A 20941-nucleotide genomic window follows, 5' to 3' on the forward strand; every position below is an offset into this window, starting at 1 on the left:
GACGGTCCCCTAAAATCCTACTCGTTCCACGTCACCCCGTCGCGCTCGGTCAGCGCGATCGCGGCGCTCGGGCCCCAGCTGCCCGAGGCATAGGGCTTGGGCTTCACATTGCCGGTCTTCCAGCCTTCGCGGATCGCATCGATCCACGCCCATTGCGCCTCCACCTCGTCGCGGCGGACGAACAGCGTGGGGTCGCCCTCGATCAGGTCGAGGAACAGCCGCTCATAGGCGATGCGGCGGCGGCTGCCCGCGAACTCATGCTCGAGGCTGAGGTTCAGCGGCACTTCCTTCAGGTGGATGCCGTCGCGGTCGAGGCCCGGCTCCTTCGCCATCACCAGCAGCTGGATATATTCCTCGGGCTGCAGGCGGATCACCAGCACATTGGGCTTCAGCGCGCCGCCGCGATCCTCGAAGATCGAGTGCGGCACCGGCTTGAAGGTGATGACGATCTCGCTGCGGCGCTCGGCCAGCCGCTTGCCGGTGCGCAGGTAGAAGGGCACGCCGTGCCAGCGCCAATTGTCGACATGCGCCTTGATCGCGACGAAGGTCTCGGTGTCCGAGCTCTTCTCCAGGTCGGTGTCGTAGGAGCGCACGATCTCGCCCTTCACCGCGCCGCCGCCATATTGGCCGGTCACGGTCAGGTTCGGCACATCGGCCCCGGCGATCGGGCGGAGCGAGCGCAGCACCTTCACCTTCTCGTCGCGCACCGAAGTGCCGTCGAAGCGGGCAGGGGGCTCCATCGCGATCAGCGCGAGCAGCTGGAGCATGTGGTTCTGCACCATGTCGCGCAGCGCGCCGACATCGTCATAATAGCCCGCACGGCCTTCGAGGCCGACGGTCTCGGAAACGGTGATCTGGACGTTCTCGATGCCCTGGGCGTTCCACACCGGCTCGAACAGCGAATTGCCGAAGCGCAGCGCCAGGATGTTCTGCACCGTCTCCTTGCCGAGATAGTGGTCGATCCGGAAGGTGCGGTCCTCGGGGAAGGCTTCGGCAACGATATCGTTGACGATCCGGCTGGAGGCGAGGTCGACGCCCAGCGGCTTTTCCAGCCCGATGCGGACATTGTCGCCGGTCAGCCCGGCCGATTGCAGCCCCTTGATCGTCGGGCCGAACAGCGAAGGCGCGGTCGACAGGAAGATGGCGAGCCCGTCCGAGATGTCGCCCAGCTTCTCGGCCAGCGCGGCGAAGCCCTCGGTCTTCGAGGCATCGAGCCGCTGGTAGAAGACCCGCTCCAGGAAGCTGGCGACAGCGCTGTCATCCTTGCGGTCGGCCGGCAGGAATTTCTCGAGCGATTCCCGGGCGAAGCCGCGGAAGCCGGCATCGTCATATTCGGAGCGCGCGGTGCAGGTGATCGTCAGGCCGTCGGGCAGCAGCCCATCGGCATGCAGGCCGTAGAGCGAGGGGAGCAGCATCCGCTGGGAAAGGTCGCCGGTGGCGCCGAACAAAAGCAGTTTGCCCGCGGGCTGTCGCATGGATCGCCTCTTAATCGTCGTTTCGGGCCCGCGAGACACCAATGGCGCGCAAAGATCAAGGCCGGGTGGAGCGCTCTAGATAGGGTAACCGGTGGCAGCGGCAAGCGGAGTGGCGGAAGATTGCTCGCGGCGAGGTGGGGAGGAAAGAAATCGTGCGCGCGGACGGGCGGTGCGCTCGCCGCCGCGCATCGGAAAACCGTCATCCCGGCGAAAGCCGGGATCTCGTGCGGCTCCTTCCCCGCGCTACGGCATGAGATCCCGGCTTTCGCCGGGATGACGAACTTGTCGGGCCGCCAACCCTTCATGTTCCCCGGCGAAAGCCGGGGCCCAGGGTTTCTCTGCCGTGTCGCTTATGACCCTGGGCCCCGGCCTTCGCCGGGAACAGATGCACCAGCCGCCGAAAACGAAAAAGGCCGGACCCAAGGGCCCGGCCTCTTCAAAATCCAGAACCGGACAGGCCCCTCAGAGCACCAGCCCCTCGGTCTGTTCGAACCCGGCCATGATGTTGAGGTTCTGCACCGCGGCACCCGCGGCGCCCTTGCCGAGATTGTCGAGCGTCGCCACCAGCCGTGCCTGGCCCGTCTCGGCATTGCCGAACACGCGCAGCGAAAGCCGGTCGGTGCCTGCGTCCTCCTCGATCGTCACCGCCGCGACGTCGCCCGGCAGCACGCGGACGATCGGCGAATCCTTGTACGCCTCGCGCAGCGCATTCTCGATCGCGTCGAGCGAAGGCCGGCGGGTAAAGGCGTGGAGGGGCAGGGGGATCTCGACCAGCATGCCGCGATAGGTCCGCACCACCGCCGGCTGGAAGATCGGCGGATGCACGATGCGCGCATGCTTGGTCATCTCGGGCACATGCTTGTGGCCAAGGTTGAGCCCGTAGTTGCGGAACGCCGTCTCGGTATAGGTCGCACCCTTGGCGTCCTCGAACTCGGCGATCATGTTCTTGCCGCCGCCCGAATAGCCCGAGACCGCGTTGACGCTCAGCGGATGGTCGTGCGGCACCAGGCCGGCGCGAATCAGCGGGCGGACGAGTGCGAGGAAGCCGGTCGGATAGCAGCCGGGATTGGAGACGCGCGCCGACTCGGCGATCTGCGCGCTCTGTCCGGGCTCCAGCTCGGGAAAGCCATAGGTCCAGCCATCGGCGACGCGGTGCGCGCTCGATGCGTCGATCACGCGGACCTTGCTGGCCTTGATCATCTCCACCGCTTCGCGGGCGGCGTCGTCGGGCAGGCACAGGATCACGAAGTCCGCCGAATTGAGCGCGTCCTCGCGCTTGGCGGCGTCCTTGCGGTCCTTGTCGTCCAGGATGATCTGCTCGATCCCCGCGCGGCCATCCAGCCGCTCGCGAATCTCCAGGCCCGTGGTGCCCACGGCGCCGTCGATGAACACGCGAATCGTCATGCCGCCGGGCGCTCCAGGACCGTGGCCGGCACATAGCCGACCAGATTGTGCCCGGGTGCCACGCCCCAGGCGTGATCGCCGGCGAATTCCAGCACTTCGAACGATTCGCCGGCGGCCAGTTCCACCAGCGTATCCGAATCGAGCTTGGGGCCGGCGCGCAGGGGCACGGCAGAGGCGATCATGCGAGGCATAGGCGCCGCATAATGGGGTGCGAAAACGCGATCCGCCAGACGCACGTCTGCCAGATCACGACGAACCGCATCGACCCTGGGATCGATGGGAACCGAACGGCCCTTCAGCGCGAAACGCTTACGCGCTGGCCCTGCGGGCGACTGGTTCGGCGATGTGCCCCCCAGCGAGGAAATGCCCGAATTCTGCAAGAAACTCTGCCCCTTCCGCGGTCTTGGCGACGAAGATGTTCCGCTTGTCGGTGTCGTCGCGCTGGCGGCGCAGATAGCCGAGCGTGCCCAGTCTATTCAAGGCACGCGTTACAACGGGCTTGGATACGTTCAAAGCCCGGGCCAAACCGCGCACGGTATGGGGTCCAGGTTCCAGATAGACGAGCATAAGCAGGGCCATCTGCCGGTTGGTCAGGTCCGGTTCTCCCGATCGCACATAGTCGATCAGCGTGTTCTTCCACGAAGAAAGCGAGCTGTCGGTCATTGCGTTCACGGCATCTACTCTGTTGTTACGCCCCCGATACGCCAGGGCCACACGTCATAACGCGCCTGAACCGATCCGGTTTCAGTCCGGATGCGAAATGTTACAGCTTTGTTGATTAACCGAGATGAGTGGACGCCTCTCGAAGGTTGATCGGAGCGGGTTGCTCCCCTATGTGCCGCCTTTCTCCAAGAGGTCCGCACATTTCATGTTCACCTTCCTGCTCATCGTTCAGGCATTCATCGCCGCTGGTCTCGTCGGCGTGATCCTCGTGCAGAAGTCGGAGGGCGGCGGCCTCACTTCGAGCGGCAGCCCGTCGGGCCTGATGTCGGCGCGCAGCGCGGCCGATTTCCTGACGCGCACCACCGCGATTCTCGCGACCGCGTTCATCGCCATGTCGATCCTGCTCGCCTTCCTGGCGGCGAATCGCCACGGCGCGACGATCGACGCCTCGCTCCAGCGTGCGGCTCCGGCTGCGGCGCCCCAGGCGCTGCCGACCAGCGCGCCCGCGGGCGGTGCGGTTCCCTTCGCGCCGGGCAACAGCTCGGCCCCGACTGGTACGGCGCCGGCTCCGGCCGCGCAGGGCAACAGCTCGGTTCCGCTGGCCCAGTAAATCCGCCGGTCCCGGCCTGGTCCGGGTCTGTCCACATAAATTTGTGCCCGGTTGCGTGATTCGCACGCTTCCGGCGCGCGTCCATTCACGTTAGGCGTTTTCTCCCATGGCGCGGTATATCTTCATCACCGGCGGCGTGGTCTCCTCGCTAGGCAAGGGTCTCATGGCAGCGAGCCTCGCGGCTCTGCTCCAGGCGCGTGGCTATCGGGTCCGCATCCGCAAGTTCGATCCCTATCTCAACGTCGATCCCGGCACGATGTCGCCGCACCAGCATGGTGAGGTCTATGTGACCGACGACGGGGCGGAAACCGATCTCGATCTCGGGCATTATGAACGCTTCACGGGTGTCGCCTCGCGGCAGTCGGACAACATCACGTCGGGCCGGATCTACAAGACGATCATCGAGCGCGAGCGCCGCGGCGACTATCTCGGCGCCACCGTCCAGGTGATCCCGCACGTGACCGACGCGATCAAGGCGTTCGCCCAGGCGGACACCGAGGATCTCGATTTTGTCCTCTGCGAAATCGGCGGCACCGTAGGCGATATCGAATCCCTCCCCTTCGTCGAGGCGATCCGCCAACTTCGCAACGATCTCGGCCGCAACCAGTCGGTCAGCGTCCATCTGACGCTGGTGCCGTACATCGCGGCCGCCGGTGAGCTGAAGACCAAGCCGACCCAGCACAGCGTCCGCGAGCTCGCTTCGCTCGGCGTCCATGCCGACGTCATCGTCTGCCGCAGCGAAAAGCCGCTGCCGGCGAGCGACCGCGCCAAGATCGCGCTGTTCTGCAACGTGCCCGCCTCGTCGGTCATTCCCGCGCTCGACGCGCCGACCATCTACGGCGTGCCGCTGCAATATCATGCCGAGGGTCTCGACGTCGAAGTGCTCAAGGCCTTCGGCATCGACGTCGCCGGCTCGCCCGATCTCGCCCGCTGGGAAGAGATCGAGGACCGCGTCCTCAATCCCGAGGGCGAAGTCACGATCGGCGTGGTCGGCAAGTATATGGGCGTGCCGGACGCCTATAAGTCGCTCACCGAGGCGCTCACCCATGGCGGCATCGCCAACCGGGTGAAGGTCAACATCCGCTGGCTCGACGCCGAGCTGTTCGAGCATGACAATGAGGAAGAGATCACCGCGCAGCTCGAGCCGCTGCACGGCATCCTTGTCCCCGGTGGCTTCGGCGAGCGCGGCAGCGAGGGCAAGATCGCCGGCGTGAAGTTCGCCCGCGAGCGCAACGTGCCCTTCTTCGGCATCTGCCTCGGCATGCAGATGGCCTGCATCGAAGGCGTCCGCGCCGGCGGCATTGCCAATGCCTCGACCACCGAATTCGGCCCGACCGAGGAGCCGGTGGTCGGCATGATCACCGAGTGGATGACCGCTGAGGGCCTGCAGAAGCGGGAAGAGGGCGGCGATCTCGGCGGCACGATGCGCCTTGGTGCCTATACCGCGAAGCTCGGCGGCAATTCGGTCGTCTCGTCGATCTACGGCTCGGACGAGATCAGCGAGCGCCATCGTCACCGCTACGAGGTCAACACCGCGTACAAGCCGGTGCTGGAGCAGGGCGGCCTGGTCTTCTCCGGCATGTCGCCCGACGGCTCGCTGCCCGAGATCGTCGAGCGGCCCGACCATCCCTGGTTCGTCGGCGTGCAGTTCCACCCGGAGCTCAAGTCCAAGCCTTTCGAGCCGCATCCGCTGTTCGCCAGCTTCATCGAGGCGGCGGTGCGGCAGTCGCGGCTGGTCTAGGCCCAGTCCCGCAGGAACAGGAAGGCCGGGCCGCAACGCCCGGCCTTTTCTTTTGCCGGTCCCTCGCGCTAACAGCCGGGCAGGGGGACAGCCGCATGTCGGATTTCGAGTTCATCTTCGCACTTTACGGACTGTTGCTCGGGCTTTCGCTTGCCGAGGTGCTCGGCGGCCTCGCCCGGGCGATCGAAGCCCGTCTGCGTCCCGGCTCGACGATCCGGATCGGCTGGCTCACCCCGCTGCTCGGCGCCTTTGTGATCCTCGACCTGCTCTCCTTCTGGCAGGCGGCCTGGACGGTGCGCGAGCTCGTCCTCGTCTCGGGCAAGGCGCTGATGGCGATCACCGTATTCGCGAGCGCCTATTATCTCGCCGCCCACCTCGTCTTCCCGCGCGAAGTGCAGGAGGAGGCGGACTTCGACGCGCATTTCTTCCGCGTCCGCCGCATCGTCATCGGGGTGATGCTCGCGCTACTGATCTGCCAGCTCGGCTTCTACGCCGGCCTGCCCAAGATCGCGCCGCATCTGTTCCGCCCGCTCGCGCTCACGCTCACCGTCATCCTCGCCGCGCTGATGCTCGCCGCGATGTTCGTGCCCAACAATCGCTGGGCGAGAGTGGTGATGGCCGCCCTCGTGGCCCGTTATGTCGTGGTCTATCTCCTCTAGAGCGCTTCGTTCGCGGAAGCTCGCACGGTCGCAAATGCCTTCGCAGCCGCAACAAGGACCTTTCCTTCGGCGGCCGGCATCGACTAGCGAAGCCGCATGCGTATCCTGATTGCCGTCCTCGCCTTGTTCCTCACCGCCGCGTCCGGCCCGCAGGAGCCCGCCACGGTGCGTGTCCGCCTGGTCACCTCGGCGGGCAACATCGTCCTCGCGCTCGATGCCAGGCGCGCGCCGAAGACGGTCGCCAATTTCATGGCCTATGTCGATGACGGCCGGCTCGACGGTACCCAGTTCTACCGCTCCGCCCGGCGCAAGGGGGATCCGGCGCACGGCTTCGTCCAGGGCGGGATCGGCACCGATGCCCGGCGCATGCTGCCGTCGCCGCCGCTGGAATCGACGCTGCAGACCGGCATCCGCCATCTCGACGCGACGATCTCGATGGCGCATGGCCCCAACCCGGACGGAGCGAACTGCAACTTCTCGATCATGGTCGGGCCCAATCCCGGGCTCGATGCCAAGGCCGGCTATCGCGGCTTTGCGGCGTTCGGGAAGGTCGTCACCGGCATGGACGTGGTCAAGCGCATGCTCGCCATGCCCACCGGCGGCGGCCGCGATGCGATGAAGGACCAGATGATCCTCAAGCCCGTCCAGATCCTCCGCGCCGTCCGCCTGGACGGCGTCGCCAGGCCCACCGGCTATGTGAAGCCTTGGCTGATCGGCACGCCGAAGTAACCGAATTTCCCCTACGGCGGAAAGACTTGGTCGCAAGCCGGACACGTTCCGGAAAAATATTTCACGCCGTTTCGGATCGATCGGCCGCCCGGTTCCTATGACGGAAATGGGATTAGATCGAACCGGCCCTCCGCTCGCAGGCTTCTCGCGTCTTGCCCGAATGTTTTTCGGATGCCGGTCCTCTCGGGGGCCGGTCGGGAGGGAATATGATAATTCAGAATATGTCGATACCGCGCAAGCTCGCGGCGGCCTTCGTCCTGCTCGTCTGCATCTTCGCCGGCGTAGGCTGGCTGCTCTTCTCGAGCCTGCAGACCGTCGGCGCAGCCTCCGAGGACAAGCAGCGTGCGTCCGAGATGTCGGAGCATGTCAGCGACATCATGGGCCAGATCCTGGAGCAGCAGAGCGCTGTCCGCGCCTATGTCATCCTGCGCAACGCCGACTTCCTCACGACCTATGATGAGGCGGGGAAGAAGATCGAGGAACTGGCCAACGCGTTCCGCGCAGGAACCGCGGTTCCCGAGCAGAAGACGCGTATGGACAATCTGGTCGCCGCGATCGCGGAGCTTCGCGGCAAGCTCGATAACATGATCGCGCTTGCGAAGAATCCCGCCACCCAGGGCGAGGCGCAGCAGCTCGCGGGCGTCAAGCAGCTCGGCAAGATCCGCAAGATCATTGGCGAGATCAACGATGTGCAGGACGAGCGCGTCGCCGCGACCCAGAAGGTTGAGGCCTCTGCGCGTGCAGCTGCGATCACCGCGCTCACGCTGGGTGGCGCCTTCGGCATCGCCATGGCCGCGCTGTTCGGCTGGCTGCTCACCACGATGATCGCGCATCCGATCAAGCGGATGACCGGGTTGATGGGCCGGCTCGCCGGCGGCGAGAACACGATCGACGTGCCCGGCACCGATCGCCAGGACGAAGTCGGCGGCATGGCGCGCGCCGTGCTGGTGTTCCGCGATGCCGCGGTCGCCAAGGAAAAGGCGGATGCCGCGAAGCTGGTCGCCGACGCCGAGCAGAAGCATGTCGTCTCCGCGCTCACCGACGGGCTGGAAAGCCTGGCGAAGGGTGATCTCACCACCGAGATCAACAGCGAGTTCGCTTCCGACTATGTTGCCCTGAAGACCAACTTCAACTCGGCGCTCACTGCACTGCGCACGCTGATCGGCTCGGTCGTCGAAGGTGCGGCCACCATCCGCACCGGCTCGGGCGAGATCGCCCAGGCGTCGGAGGATCTTGCCCGCCGTACCGAGAGCAACGCCGCTTCGCTGGAGGAGACGTCGGCCGCGATCAGCCAGATGGACGATCGCCTCAAGGCGACGGCCAGGGCCGCCGGCAATACGCTGACCCGCGCCGATCAGGCGATCTCCACCGTCAGCGATGGCCGTTCGATCGCCGATGACGCTGTCCAGGCGATGACTCGCGTCGCTGATAGCGCCAAGGGCATCGACTCGGTCATCGAAGGCCTCGACAAGATCGCGTTCCAGACGCGCGTGCTTGCAATGAACGCCGCCGTGGAGGCGGGGCGTGCGGGCGAGGCGGGTCGCGGTTTCGCGGTCGTCGCCGATCTCGTCAGCGCGCTCGCCATGCGCGCCGAGGAAGAGGCAGGCCGTGCCCGCGACCAGCTCACCGCAACCCAGGGCGATATCGTCGCCGCGGTGGAGATGGTGCAAAAGGTCGATGGCGCGCTTGCCAATATCTCGGGCGATGTCGGCCAGGTCCATGACCTGCTCGCCAATATCGCCAGCGACAACGAAGCGCAGTCGGCGGCCGTCACGCAGATCGCCGTGGCGATCGGTACGATGGACCAGGCCACGCAGCAGAATGCCGCGATGGTCGAGGAAACGTCGGCCGCCTCGCGTAACCTGAGCTCGGAAGTCCAGCTGCTCTCGGAACAGGCTTCGGCGTTCAATATCGGTGCCAGCCAGGCCCCGCCGCGCCGCCCCGCCAAGCCGGCGGCGAGCAGCATCCGCGCCAAGGGTGCGCCGGGCTATGTCTCGCCGGTGAAGCCGCTTCCGGCGGCCGCCGTCGCCGCGCTCACCCCGTCGGACGATTGGGCGACGTTTTAAATCATATTTTTCGTGAAATACGCGATTTGCACGCAGGCTTTCCTATAATGAAACTGCGAGCATATGGGGAGGGGAGGACGCAAGTCCTTCCCTCCTTTCGCATTTCAAGGCCGCTGGAGGGCAGGTCCGCGCAAACACAAAGGGCGCCCGGACCATCGCCCGAGCGCCCCCCGCTGCGACGTCCAAAGGGAGGAAGACGTCGCTAGCCGTGGTCGGTCAGTTATGCGGCATCGGCCTCGCGATGCTCGATCGGGCTCGGTGCGGAGCCGCCGTTCACCGCGATCTTCTTGGGCTTCATCGCCTCGGGCACTTCGCGGACCAGCTCAATCACCAGCAGGCCGTCGGCAAGGTCGGCGCTCTCTACGCGGACGAAATCGGCCAGCTCGAAGCGCCGCTCGAAGCTGCGGGTGGCGATTCCCAGGTGCAGGTACGCGCCCTGGTTGTTCTCGTTCTCCTCGCGCTTCTTGCCGGCCACCAGCAGCAGGTTCTGCTGCGCGGTGATGTCGATCTCGTCAGCCTTGAAGCCGGCGACGGCGATCGTGATCCGGTAGCGGTCCTCGGCAACGCGCTCGAGGTTGAACGGGGGATAATTCTCGGATGCCTGCGCGCGGGCACTGGCCTCGAGCAGGTCGAACAGCCGGTCGAACCCGATGGTCGAGCGGCGGAACGGGGTGAAATCGAACTGGCGCATATCAAGACCTCTATTCTTGAGCGAATTGATGAACTTGCCGGCGCCCGGATGCCCGCGACGCCGTGGTTTTCGCGGCCCGTTACGGCGCCGCTTGATACAGATTGTGTCGGAGATTCCGCCTTTCAAGATGCGGCGAAACGGGCCCCGCAAGCGCCGGCCAACTCAGGCTAGGTATCGCTAAACATCTCCTTGCTCGCTAATATCCCCCAATTGAGTGGAGATTAAGCGCAACACGGCCAGAGGGGATAATCATGAGCCTTGCTTCGCTTTCACTGCTACTCCTAGCCAGTACGGCTCCGGCACCTGCCGGAGTTCTGCGTGACGATCCGGCGCCCGCCGCTGCCAACGCCAGCGCCAACGCCAATGCGGATGAGCAGGAAAAGGCGAAGCCTCAGGATGGCGGCGAGATCGTCGTCACGGCCCGCCGGCGTGAGGAAAAGGCCCAGGACGTGCCGATCGCGATTTCGGTGATCGGCGGCGCGACCATCGAGAACACCGGCGCGACCAACCTCAACCGTCTGCAGACCTCGCTGCCAGCAGTGCAGTTCTATTCGAGCAACCCGCGCAATTCCGCGATCAACATCCGCGGCCTGGGCGCACCGTTCGGTCTCACCAATGACGGCATCGAGCAGGGCGTCGGCTTCTATCTCGACCAGGTCTATATCGGCCGTATCGGCGCCTCGACCTTCGATTTCGTCGATGTCGAGCGGGTGGAAGTGCTGCGCGGGCCCCAGGGCACGCTCTACGGCAAGAACACCACGGCTGGCGCGATCAACATCACCACTCGCGCGCCCAGCTTCACGCCGGAGACCAAGGTCGAGCTGAGCGTCGGCAATTACGACCTGATCTCGGCCAAGGCATCGGTCTCGGGTCCGCTCAGCGACAAGCTCGCGATCCGCATCTCTAGCGCGCTCACCAGCCGCGAGGGGACGATCGAGAATGTCCGCACCGGCGAGGATCTTCACAAGCAGCGCACCAGCAGCTTCCGCGGCCAGCTGCTGTGGAAGGTGAATGACGATCTCGATTTCACCCTGGCGGGCGACTGGAACCTCCAGAACCCGCTGTGCTGCGTGCAATATTATGCGCGGGTCGGCGCTACCCAGCGGCCGATCTCCCGCCAGTATACGGCGCTGGCAGCCGCGTTCGGCTATGCGCCGGCCAGTACCGATCCGTTCGATCGCAAGGTCGATCTCGATGCCCAGATCAACTCGCGCCAGGAAATCGGCGGCGCTTCGCTGGTCGCCAACTGGAATCTCGGCCCGGCGACGCTGACCTCGGTCTCGGCGTGGCGCTATTGGGATTGGCAGCCGAAGAACGATCGCGATTTCATCGGCTTGCCGATCACTACCGTCTCGCAGAACCCGTCGCAGCAGAAGCAGTTCAGCCAGGAACTGCGCCTCAGCTCCAATGGCGACGGCCGGCTCGATTACACGATCGGCGCCTTCTTCTTCCACCAGACGATCGATACCCAGGGCTCGCAGGTCCAGGGGGCGGCGGCAAGCCGCTGGCTGCTCAATCCGGGCAATGTTCCGATCGGTGCGACCGGCTGCGCCACGGCTACGGCAGCCGCCTGCAACCCGTTGGTGCTGAACGGGCTGACCTCGACCAACACGATCAATTTCGACAACACCAGTTTCGCGCTGTTCGGCAAGCTCAACTGGGAGCCCGTGGACGGCTTCCACATCCAGCCGGGCCTGCGCCTGAACTATGACAAGAAGTCCGGCTTCTACGAGTCGGTCGTCAGCATCAGCAATGCGCGCTACAATTTCGTCGCGACGGCGGCCAATGTCGCCGCGCTGCTCGCAAATGGCACCGCTACCGCGGACCAGCTGAACACCCTGGCCCCGCAGCGCTACAGCCCGAAGTTCAGCGACTGGAACGTCTCGGGCGACATCACCCTGTCGTACGACTTCTCGCCGGACGTCCACGGCTATGCGACCTATGCGCGCAGCTTCAAGTCGGGCGGCATCAACCTCTCGGGGCTGCCGCTCAATTCGACCAGCACGGGTGTCGATCTCTCGACCCAGACGGTGAAGCCGGAGAAGGTCGATCACTTCGAGATCGGCCTGAAGACCCAGTTCCTCGATCGCAAGGTGACTTTCAACACGGCTGCCTTCTGGACCGAGATCCGCGACTATCAGGCGACGGTGAACAACAACGCGATCAACGTGATCCGCGGCTATCTGGCCAATGCCGGCAAGGTGCGGGTGAAGGGCTTTGAATGGGATCTCTCGGCCCGTCCGACCCAGAACGTCAATTTCTACTTCAACGGCGCCTATACCGACGCGAAATACGCCGATTTCAAAAACGCGCCGTGCCCGCCGGAGCTTTCCGGCGGTACCGCGACCGCGCCGGGCGGCGTCACCGATCCGGCGGGTACGCCGGGCGGCCGCAGCCCCGCCTATTGCGACATTTCGGGCCAGGTGCTGCCGGGTATCTCGAAATGGTCGCTCAGCTGGGGTGGCGAGATCCGCCAGCCGGCCGGGGATGGCACGGTCTATCTCGGCTATGACGGCAACTGGCGCTCGAAATTCTCGTCCAACCCGTCGCCCTCGGCCTATACCTGGATCGACGCCTATTCGCTGTCGAACGTCCGCCTCGGCTGGCGGCGCGCGGATCTCAACATCTATGGCTGGGTCCGCAACGTGTTCGATAAGCAGTATTTCGAGCTGCTCTCGGTCCAGTCGGGCAGCACCGGCCTGATCGTGGGCCAGCCGGGCGACCCGAGGACTTATGGCCTGACGATCAGCAAGAGCTTCTGATCTTCGCGATACTGACCTCCTGCCATGGCCGGGGGAGGTTGGGGAAGGGAGGCGGCGCCCGCACCGCCTCCCTTCTTGTTATCTGTTCATTCCGGAGGATTTGCCGCGTCTTAACCGGAATCGAATGGTAGGATCTTCTACATTGAGAAGATCATGCGCGTTTCGCCGAATACCATGCCGAGCTTCAGTGGCGCAGGCCTTCTGGCCGCGCTGGTGGCGGCATGCCAGATCGCCGGCGCGCTGGTCTGGGTGAACTCGCCGGCCTTCACGCCGGGCGGCTATGCCAATATCGCGCTGATCGCCTCGCTCTGCATCTCGGTGCTGGTGCTGTCGCGGCTCACCATCCCGAACCTGGTCCGCATCGCGCTGATCCTCGGGATGATCGCCGTGCTGCTCGGCGTGGCGGTGCGCAGCGACGTGTCGGGCGTGAAGCAGGTGGGCGACATGGTGTCCGCCGCGATGGGCGCCCGCCCGAAGGGCGTCGTCCAGCCCGAGGACCAGGCCGCCGACCCGCGCCTGCGCCGAGGACCCGGTGCGGCGCGTATCGATCTGCGGCCGGGCGAGGGTGGGGACGGCGGCTGGGCCACCCGCCTCAACCAGGCCGCCCTGACCCGCATCGACGACGGCGCGCCCGCGGAGATCCACGGCAATGTCACGCTGGAGGGGCACAGCATCGAGCGCCCGCGCATCGGCTGGGCAGTGACCTGGGCGGGAGTCACCCTGTCCTGCGGCCGCCTGACCGGGATGACGCGCCGGCCGGACGAGCTCACCAATCAGGTGGTGGATACGTTCAGGCGCGCCGTGTCGCGTACCGCCGCGCTCAAGCGCCCGTCCTGCTACTAGGCCTAGGCCGCCTCGGTCCCCGGGTCGAGCGTGACGATCACCACGGCGCCGCCCACCGCATAGCCGCTGGCGAGCGGCGCGATCGAGATGCGCGCGCCGATCTCCTCGGCGCCCCCGCACAACAGCCTGGTGTCGAAGGCCTCGGCCTCGGAGCGGCCGCTGAGCACCCGTTCGATCGCGTCGCGTGCGAGCGCCCGGTCCCGTACCGCCAGCAGATCGACGAAGCGCAGCCCCAGGATCCGGTCCCGCGGCAAGCCGACCAGCCGGGCGAATTCCGGCTCCACCATCGTCACCGTCCCGCGCACGGTGAGCCGGATCACTTCGATCCGCCCATGCGCAACCCGCGCCTTCTCCAGGGCGGTCTGCTCGGCGAGCCGTGCTTCCTCGTCGCCCTCGTAGCTGACCCGGACGAGCAGGGCGAGGCCTTCCACCCAGGGCACGGCGCGCACGCGCAGCCGCGTGCCATTCTCCTCGTCGAGCGTCAGCTCGAACTGCGCCTGCTCGCCGCTGCGAAGGACGTGGCGCAGGCTGGAGAGCAACGTGGAATGCGTCGTCGCGGGCAGCGCATCGGCGACGGGCATGCCCACCAGCGCCGCGGGAGCCCGCCCCAGGATCATCGCGGCGGCGCTGGACGCGTCGGTGATCTTCAGCTCGGGATCGATCACGAGCAGGCCGCCGTCCATATGCTCCACGAGGAACTGGTATTCGAGATCACGCTGTGTCGTGTCCCGTTCGACGACTGCCTGTTCGGCATCCCAGCTTTCCGCGGCGAGCAGAACATAGCGGGGGCGACCATGATAAGTGATGGTCACCGGGCCATGCATGGCCCTGTCCTGCCAATACGCGAAATTGCGGGTAAGTTCAGCGGAGGAAACGGTCTGGGCCGATGGTCGTTGCATAACTGAAAACTCTCGAATGTTTTCGGGCGTCGGCAGTTGTTACGGCTCGGTCGCGACAAGTTCGAGCAATTACGTATTTTGACCAATGTGTTTTCTACGAGGACAATAAAGCACCGTTAACGTAAATCAAGCCGTGCTGTGTCGAAAATGGAGCGAAAAATCAAGAGTATCGTTCGAATCCAGGTGCTTTTGGCGCTCCTTGGCTATGTCCGATCTTTACTGAAAATCCGAATATCGCGCTTCGCTGCCTGGGAGCAATTTGGAAGCTACGACATGCGAAAAGATGCGCATGTGCTCGCGTTGGTTCCTTTCCACTTCGAGGGCGGCCTGTTCCGGCCGGCGGTTGTGGGCGGACAGGCGCGGCGCGGCGGCGATCGAGATGGCCTTCTCGCTGCCGATATTGCTTCTGCTGGTCAGCGGCATCGTCACCTATGGCGGCTGGTTCCTTTGCGCCCATAGCGTGCAGCAGGCGGCCAACGAGGCGGCGCGTGCCGCCGTTGGCGGCCTGGATCCCACGGAGCGGGCGGCGCTGGTCCGCACCGCGCTCGACGCCAATATCCGCAAGACCGGGGCGCTCAAGCCGGACCAGATGAACGCGCTTGTCGACGATGACGGCAGGACGGTGACGGTGCGCCTTTCCTACGATGCGTCGAATGACCCGCTGCTTTCGATCAAGCTCGTGCCGCCGCCGAGCAAGGTGATCGAGCGCAGCGCGACGGTCACGCTGTCGGCGCCGTGAGGCTGGCGGTGCGCGCGCCCTTGTTCCTTCGTGCCCTTGCGGCGGATCGTCGCGGCAACATCACCATGTTGTTCGCCGGCGGCTTCGTGATGCTCGCCGGGTCCGCGGCGTTCGCCGTGGATACCGGATCGCTCTATCTCGAGAAGCGGCGGCTCCAGGGCGTGGCCGACGCCGCGGCATTGAGCGCGGCGAACAGCCAGGGCGCGGACGCCGCCGCGCGCTCGGCAATGGCGGCCAACCAGGCCGGCGACGCCAGCATCGAGAAACTGGAGCAGGGCGCCTATTCGCCCGACAGCAGCATCGCGCCGGCCGCGCGCTTCGTCGCTTCCGGAAGCGGGGGGAACGCGGTGCGCCTCACCGTCGGGCGCGATGTGCCGCTGTTCTTCGGCAAGTTCCTGACGGGCAGGCCGACCGCCCGGGTATCGGTGACGGCCTTGGCCGCGCGTGTCGACCTGGCCTCCTTCTCGATCGGCTCGCGCCTGGCTTCGGTCGGCGGCGGGCTGCCGGGGCAACTCCTGTCGGGGCTGGCCGGGACCGAGCTCAATCTCACCGCGATGGACTCGCAGGGGCTGGTCAACGCCGACATCGATATCCTCGCTTATGCCGATGCGCTGCGCACCCAGGCCAATCTGCAGGGGCTGACCTTCGGGGAGACGCTGGCCACGCAGGTGCCGCTGCCCAAGGCACTGGCCGCGATGGCCGCCGCAACCGGCAATTCAGCAGCGCAAACGGCACTCCGCGCCATCGCGGCGCGCGTTCCGCCGGTCACGGTACAGCTCTCGAAGATCATCAATCTTGGCCCGCTGTCCGGCGAGACGCAGAGTGATCCCACCCGTCCGATCAAGGCGGATGGCTATGCGCTGGTTCGCGAAATGCTCGAGATCGCGACCGGCAAGCGCCAGGTCGAGCTGGATCTCGCGGCGGGGCTCCCGGGCGTTGCCTCGACGAAGGTGACGCTCGCGATCGGCGAGCGGGCGGCGCAATCGCCCTGGCTCACCGTTGCGAAGGACCAGAGCGTCAAGCTGCATACCGCGCAGTCGCGGCTGTATGTCGATGCCAAGGTGGGCGGATCGGGATTGCTTTCCGCGACCCAGGTGCACCTGCCGCTGTTCGTCGAGCTCGCCACGGCGGAGGCGTCGCTTCGCAGCGTCTCCTGTCCCACGCCGTCCACCGCCACGGTGAGCCTGAATGTCACCACGGCGGTGGGCCAGGTCGCCATCGGCGACGTCGATGCCGCCGTGCTTGGCAATTTCAACACCCCGGTCGCGCCGCGGCGGGCCACGCTGGTCAAGCTGCTCGGGCTGGGTGAGGTCACGGGCGAATCGAATATCAAGTTGGGCGGGGCCAGCCCGCAACAGGTGAGCTTCACCGCCCAGGAGATCGCCGCGGGCAAGACCCGCACCGTATCGACGAACGATCTGGCGGGCGGAGTCGCCGCCTCGCTGGTCCGCGATCTGGATGTGCAGGTCGGCTCGCCGGGGTTCGGCATCAACCTCTCGTTGGTGACCTCGACGGTGGGAACGGTGCTGCAGGGGGCGGCGGCGCCGCTGGATTCGCTTCTGAACGATCTTACCGGCCTGCTCGGCGTGAATGTCGGGCAGGCGGATGTGCGGGTGAACGGCGTGCGGTGCGGCAAGCCGATATTGGTTGGGTGAGGGGAGTGAGCGTGGGGCGTGATGATGCGTGGCGATCGTAGAGGATTGAAGATTACCCAGGGTGTGGACCGGCGCGAGGCGATGCGCTGGCCGGTTTCCGTCCTGATTGCGGTGAAGGAATCGCGCTTCTGCTTCCAGGATGTGCGACTGGTGGAAATCTCGCGACTGGGCTGCCGGATCGAGACAGGCTTTCTGCTTGCGCCGGGGATGGAGACGGTGGTCCGTCTTCCCGGCTTCAAGCCGCTCGCCGCTCGGGTTGTCTGGAGCAATCGCGATGCGGCCGGGCTGCAGTTCCTCGAGCAGCTGCACCCGGGCGTGGTCAACCACATCATTAACCTGCCCACGCCGGAGCAGCAGGCGGAATGGCGTCCGCTTTCGGCGTTGCGATGAATCCGGTGCGGTTCCAGGGGCTCGGAAACGGCAAACGCCCGGACCGTTTCCGATCCGGGCGCCTGCGTGACGAATGCTCGTCAGCCCCCTTTGTCAGGCCCAGCCCACACACTCGTACTTGCCTACGAGCGGGGCTTGGAGCCTCCCCGAACCACGGCCTTTCGCCTGCGTTTCGACAAGAGTTTTGCTAGGCTCCCGGACCGGCTTTGTCACTTGCATTACAAGGGGTAGCCGCAGTTTGGTGTCACCCTGTGTTGAATCGGCAACATGTCGGTTGGCAGTAGGAATTCGCCGCCATCTACCCTAGATCGGCGTCAGAGCTGTTTTACGGGCGAGTTACCAGACCCCCATGCTATTGATTTCACGCTACGAGCGGATGATCGCCCGCCGTTACCTGCTGCCGGGGCGGAGCGAGGCGTTCATCGCCGTCGTCGCCGGGTTCAGCCTTGTCGCCGTCATGCTCGGCGTTGCCGCGCTGATCGTGGTGATGAGCGTCATGAACGGCTTCCGCGCCGAGCTTTTCAACAAGATCACCGGGCTGAACGGCCATGCCGTGATTCAGGGCTATGGCGGCCAGCTGCGCAACTGGCGCGAGGTGCTGGAGGAGGCGCGCAAGACGCCGGGCATCACCAGTGCCACCCCGCTGATCGAGCAGCCGCTTTTCGCCACCTATAATGGCCGGGCCGAGGCCCTCCAGCTGCGCGGCATGCGCATGGAGGAGATCCTCAGCAACCCGACGCTCAAGGGCAAGGAAGTGATCGGCTCGCTCAAGAGCCTGAAGCCGGGCGGCCAGCAGGTCGCGATCGGCTCGCGCCTGGCGGAATCGCTGGGTGCCACGGTGGGCAGCGAGATATCGATCCTCAATCCCGCCGGCGCCGCTACGCCCTTCGGCACGATGCCGCGCATCGTGAAGTACAAGGTGGCGGTGATCTTCGAGGTCGGCGTCTATGATTACGACAAGGTCTTCGCGATCATGCCGATCGAGGATGCGCAGACGCTGTTGCTGCTCGGCGATGGCGTCTCGATGATCGAGCTGGAGACCAGCAACCCGGACAAGGTCGGCGAGATCCTCCAGCCGCTCGTCGACAAGGTCAGCCAGGTCGGCCAGATCACCGACTGGCGGACGATGAATTCGGAGCTGTTCGAGGCGCTGGCGGTGGACCGCACTGTCTCCTTCACCATTCTCTCGATCATCCTGGTGGTGGCGGCGTTCAACATCGTCTCCTCGCTGATCATGCTGGTGCGCGCCAAGACGCGGGATATCGCGGTGCTGCGGACGATGGGCGCGACACGCGGCGGGCTGATGCGGATCTTCGTCACCGTCGGCACGACGATCGGCGCGCTGGGCGTGGCCGCCGGCGGCGTGCTCGGCTTCCTCTTCATCACCTTCCGCGAATCCGTGGTGAAGTTCATCGGGCTGGTGAGCGGCCAGAACATCTGGGACCCGTCGATGCGCTTCCTCACCGAGCTGCCGGCGAAGACCGATCCGTTCCAGACGATCGGCATCTGCGTGATGGCGCTGGTCTTCTGTTTCCTCGCCACGCTCTATCCGGCCTGGAAGGCCGCCAATACCGATCCTGTCCAGGTGCTTCGCTATGAGTAGCTTTGAAGGGGGCGCCGTGAACGGCGCTGGGCCGGTTCTCCAGACGCGCGGCCTCAAGCGCAGCTTCAGCCAGGGCGGCGAGACGATCGAAGTGCTGCGCGGCGTCGATCTCGACGTGCAGCCGGGCGAGATCGTCGCGCTGCTCGGCCCTTCGGGTTCGGGCAAGTCGACCCTGCTCCAGGCCGTCGGCCTGCTCGAAGGCGGGTTCGACGGATCGATCCGCATCGCCGGCAAGGAAGCGGCACAGCTCGACAGCCCGGGCCGCACCGCGGTGCGCCGCGATCACCTCGGCTTCGTCTACCAGTTCCACCACCTGCTGCCGGACTTCAACGCGCTCGAGAATGTCGTGCTGCCGCAGATGATCCACGGGTCGCTGCGCGCCGATGCCGACAAGCGGGCGGAGGAGCTGCTCACCGCATTGGGTCTCGGGCATCGGCTTACCCATCGGCCGAACCAGCTTTCGGGCGGCGAGCAGCAGCGCGTTGCTGTTGCCCGCGCGCTCGCCAACAAGCCGGCGCTGGTGCTGGCGGACGAGCCGACGGGCAATCTCGACGAGCTGACCTCGGACAAGGTGCTCGCCGAGTTCCTCAGCCTGGTTCGCACCCAGGGATCGGCCGCGCTGATCGCCACGCATAACGAGCGGCTCGCTGCCCGGATGGACCGGGTGGTGCGGCTGCACGAAGGGCATCTCGAATGAACCCGTGGCGGGAAGTGCCGACCCTGGCGGGGCGTCACGTCACGCTGCGGCCGATGGTGCGCGAGGATCGCGCGGGGCTGCTCGATGCCTTTGCGGGGCTTCGGCATCTGTTCCACACCACGGTGCCGAGTGATGCGAGTATCGATGCGTGGATGGACCGGATCGACAATGACGTCGCGGCCGGGCGCGGCCTGCCGTTCACGGTGCTCGATAGTGAGGGGCGGATTGCCGGCGCGACGCGCTTCCTGCGCATGAGCAAGGGGCATCGCCGGGTCGAGATCGGCGGCACGCTCTATGCGCCGCGGGTCCAGCGCACCGGGCTCAATACCGAAGCCAAGTTCATGCTGCTCCGCCACGCCTTCGAGGTGCTGGAGGTCAATTGCGTGCAGATCCGCACCGATTTCCTCAATGTCGCCTCGCGCCGCGCGATCGAGCGGCTGGGCGCGCGGCTGGACGGGGTGCTGCGCGGGCATCTGATCCTGAACGGCCATCACCGCGACAGCGTGGTCTATTCTATCCTCGCGCATGAGTGGCCGGGGGTTCGCCGCAATATCGAGCTGCTGATGGCCCGTTACGAGGGAGCGCCCGCATGACCGTGATCACCGATATCCCCGTGACCAGGGCGGATGGGGAGCAGGTCACGCTTGCCGATCACGCCGGCGAGGTATTGCTGATCGTCAACACGGCCTCCAAATGCGGCTTCACGCCGCAATATGCGGGGCTCGAGGCGCTGTATCGCAAGTACCGGGATCGCGGCTTCTCGGTGCTGGCCTTCCCGTGCAACCAGTTCCGCGCGCAGGAACCGGGCGATGCGGCGGAGATAGCGAGCTTCTGCGCGCTCACTTACGACGTGACCTTCCCGGTCTACGCCAAAATAGACGTAAATGGCGAAAACGCCGCACCGCTCTTCGAATCCCTAAAGCAAGCCGCCCCGGGCCTTTTAGGCTCCAAGGGGATCAAGTGGAACTTCACCAAGTTCCTGGTCGATCGATCAGGCCGGAAGGTCGAGCGCTTCGCGCCGACGACTAGCCCCGACGCGATCGGGCCAGAGATCGAGAAGCTTCTCTAGCGGCTGGTGCGGGGCGACGGATTCGATCTACGATGGTGTCGAGTACGAATTGGCCGGTAAGTTCGAGCAAAGCGCTGCGGCGCGGGCGCATGCGGCGCTGACCGCGTCCTTCCGCGGAGATAGCGTTGCGTGGCGCGTGCCGGCGCGGGGCAGGGGGTAGCTGCATGCGCGCCGCCACCGCCGAGGCGCTGGAGCCGACATCGCGCCGCCGCCAGTCGATCGCCTCGCCGGCCGGCACCTCCGCCC

General features: G+C 65.8%; 20 protein-coding genes. 14 read left to right on the forward strand and 6 right to left on the reverse strand.

What is annotated here, in order from left to right; all coding sequences use genetic code 11:
• Positions 1-17 precede the first annotated feature (17 nt).
• The 4 genes from zwf to O3305_RS02960 all read right to left on the reverse strand — a co-directional run bounded on the left by zwf (position 18) and on the right by O3305_RS02960 (position 3542).
• On the reverse strand, positions 18-1475 hold the full coding sequence (gene zwf, locus O3305_RS02945; protein ID WP_184166846.1) for a glucose-6-phosphate dehydrogenase: 1458 nt from the start codon (positions 1473-1475) through the stop codon (positions 18-20).
• A gap of 462 nt (positions 1476-1937) precedes the next feature.
• The gene (argC, locus tag O3305_RS02950) at positions 1938-2879 is read right to left on the reverse strand and encodes an N-acetyl-gamma-glutamyl-phosphate reductase (protein ID WP_269575071.1); all 942 of its coding nucleotides are present in this window, start codon (positions 2877-2879) and stop codon (positions 1938-1940) included.
• Complete coding sequence (locus O3305_RS02955; protein WP_342250374.1) at positions 2876-3061, reverse strand: SH3 domain-containing protein; 186 nt, start codon at positions 3059-3061, stop codon at positions 2876-2878. Before O3305_RS02955 ends, argC begins: the two co-directional genes overlap by 4 nt.
• 127 nt (positions 3062-3188) lie before the next feature.
• The gene (locus tag O3305_RS02960; protein ID WP_183996777.1) at positions 3189-3542 is read right to left on the reverse strand and encodes a MarR family transcriptional regulator; all 354 of its coding nucleotides are present in this window, start codon (positions 3540-3542) and stop codon (positions 3189-3191) included.
• 205 nt (positions 3543-3747) lie between these two features.
• Between O3305_RS02960 and secG the strand changes: the two genes are divergently transcribed.
• The 5 genes from secG (at position 3748) to O3305_RS02985 (ending at position 9347) form a co-directional block, all read left to right on the forward strand.
• Positions 3748-4152 (forward strand): preprotein translocase subunit SecG, encoded by a 405-nt coding sequence (gene secG, locus O3305_RS02965; protein ID WP_269575072.1) that lies wholly within the window; start codon positions 3748-3750, stop codon positions 4150-4152.
• A gap of 106 nt (positions 4153-4258) precedes the next feature.
• Positions 4259-5893: a CTP synthase gene (gene pyrG / locus O3305_RS02970; RefSeq protein ID WP_269575073.1), complete on the forward strand. Its 1635-nt coding sequence runs from the start codon at positions 4259-4261 to the stop codon at positions 5891-5893.
• Positions 5894-5988: 95 nt separating this feature from the next.
• Positions 5989-6552, forward strand: a complete 564-nt coding sequence (locus O3305_RS02975; protein WP_269575074.1) for a hypothetical protein — start codon at positions 5989-5991, stop codon at positions 6550-6552.
• A gap of 96 nt (positions 6553-6648) precedes the next feature.
• Positions 6649-7281 (forward strand): peptidylprolyl isomerase, encoded by a 633-nt coding sequence (locus tag O3305_RS02980; RefSeq protein ID WP_269575075.1) that lies wholly within the window; start codon positions 6649-6651, stop codon positions 7279-7281.
• Between the two features lie 221 nt (positions 7282-7502).
• Complete coding sequence (locus O3305_RS02985; protein WP_269575076.1) at positions 7503-9347, forward strand: methyl-accepting chemotaxis protein; 1845 nt, start codon at positions 7503-7505, stop codon at positions 9345-9347.
• Positions 9348-9567: 220 nt separating this feature from the next.
• Here the strand turns inward: O3305_RS02985 and O3305_RS02990 are convergent, their stop codons facing one another.
• Positions 9568-10038 (reverse strand): Hsp20 family protein, encoded by a 471-nt coding sequence (locus O3305_RS02990; RefSeq protein ID WP_269575077.1) that lies wholly within the window; start codon positions 10036-10038, stop codon positions 9568-9570.
• 251 nt (positions 10039-10289) lie between these two features.
• Here O3305_RS02990 and O3305_RS02995 point away from each other — a divergent pair, with 251 nt between their 5' ends.
• Together O3305_RS02995 and O3305_RS03000 are read left to right on the forward strand one after the other, a co-directional pair.
• Positions 10290-12800, forward strand: a complete 2511-nt coding sequence (locus O3305_RS02995; RefSeq protein ID WP_269575078.1) for a TonB-dependent receptor — start codon at positions 10290-10292, stop codon at positions 12798-12800.
• A gap of 174 nt (positions 12801-12974) precedes the next feature.
• On the forward strand, positions 12975-13643 hold the full coding sequence (locus tag O3305_RS03000) for a hypothetical protein (RefSeq protein ID WP_269575079.1): 669 nt from the start codon (positions 12975-12977) through the stop codon (positions 13641-13643).
• A gap of 2 nt (positions 13644-13645) precedes the next feature.
• On the opposite strand, the gene O3305_RS03005 is transcribed toward O3305_RS03000, so the two are convergent.
• Positions 13646-14455: a PAS domain-containing protein gene (locus O3305_RS03005; protein WP_269575080.1), complete on the reverse strand. Its 810-nt coding sequence runs from the start codon at positions 14453-14455 to the stop codon at positions 13646-13648.
• Positions 14456-14885: 430 nt separating this feature from the next.
• Between O3305_RS03005 and O3305_RS03010 the strand changes: the two genes are divergently transcribed.
• The 7 genes from O3305_RS03010 (at position 14886) to O3305_RS03040 (ending at position 20695) form a co-directional block, all read left to right on the forward strand.
• On the forward strand, positions 14886-15281 hold the full coding sequence (locus O3305_RS03010) for a TadE/TadG family type IV pilus assembly protein (protein ID WP_184166810.1): 396 nt from the start codon (positions 14886-14888) through the stop codon (positions 15279-15281).
• Positions 15282-15289: 8 nt separating this feature from the next.
• On the forward strand, positions 15290-16936 hold the full coding sequence (locus O3305_RS03015) for a pilus assembly protein TadG-related protein (protein ID WP_269575081.1): 1647 nt from the start codon (positions 15290-15292) through the stop codon (positions 16934-16936).
• A 45-nt stretch (positions 16937-16981) separates the two neighbouring features.
• Positions 16982-17326, forward strand: a complete 345-nt coding sequence (locus tag O3305_RS03020) for a PilZ domain-containing protein (protein ID WP_269575082.1) — start codon at positions 16982-16984, stop codon at positions 17324-17326.
• Between the two features lie 376 nt (positions 17327-17702).
• Entirely contained in the window at positions 17703-18929 is a 1227-nt protein-coding gene (locus tag O3305_RS03025; RefSeq protein WP_184168298.1) for a lipoprotein-releasing ABC transporter permease subunit, read from the forward strand.
• Entirely contained in the window at positions 18922-19626 is a 705-nt protein-coding gene (locus tag O3305_RS03030; protein ID WP_184166801.1) for an ABC transporter ATP-binding protein, read from the forward strand. Before O3305_RS03025 ends, O3305_RS03030 begins: the two co-directional genes overlap by 8 nt.
• Positions 19623-20219 (forward strand): GNAT family N-acetyltransferase, encoded by a 597-nt coding sequence (locus O3305_RS03035; RefSeq protein WP_269575084.1) that lies wholly within the window; start codon positions 19623-19625, stop codon positions 20217-20219. The genes O3305_RS03030 and O3305_RS03035 overlap by 4 nt, the downstream gene beginning before the upstream one ends.
• Positions 20216-20695 (forward strand): glutathione peroxidase, encoded by a 480-nt coding sequence (locus O3305_RS03040; RefSeq protein WP_269575085.1) that lies wholly within the window; start codon positions 20216-20218, stop codon positions 20693-20695. The genes O3305_RS03035 and O3305_RS03040 overlap by 4 nt, the downstream gene beginning before the upstream one ends.
• Positions 20696-20941 lie beyond the last annotated feature (246 nt).

The organism is Sphingomonas sp. NIBR02145 (assembly GCF_027359115.1).
GTDB classification, from domain to species: Bacteria; Pseudomonadota; Alphaproteobacteria; order Sphingomonadales; family Sphingomonadaceae; genus Sphingomonas; species Sphingomonas kyeonggiensis_A.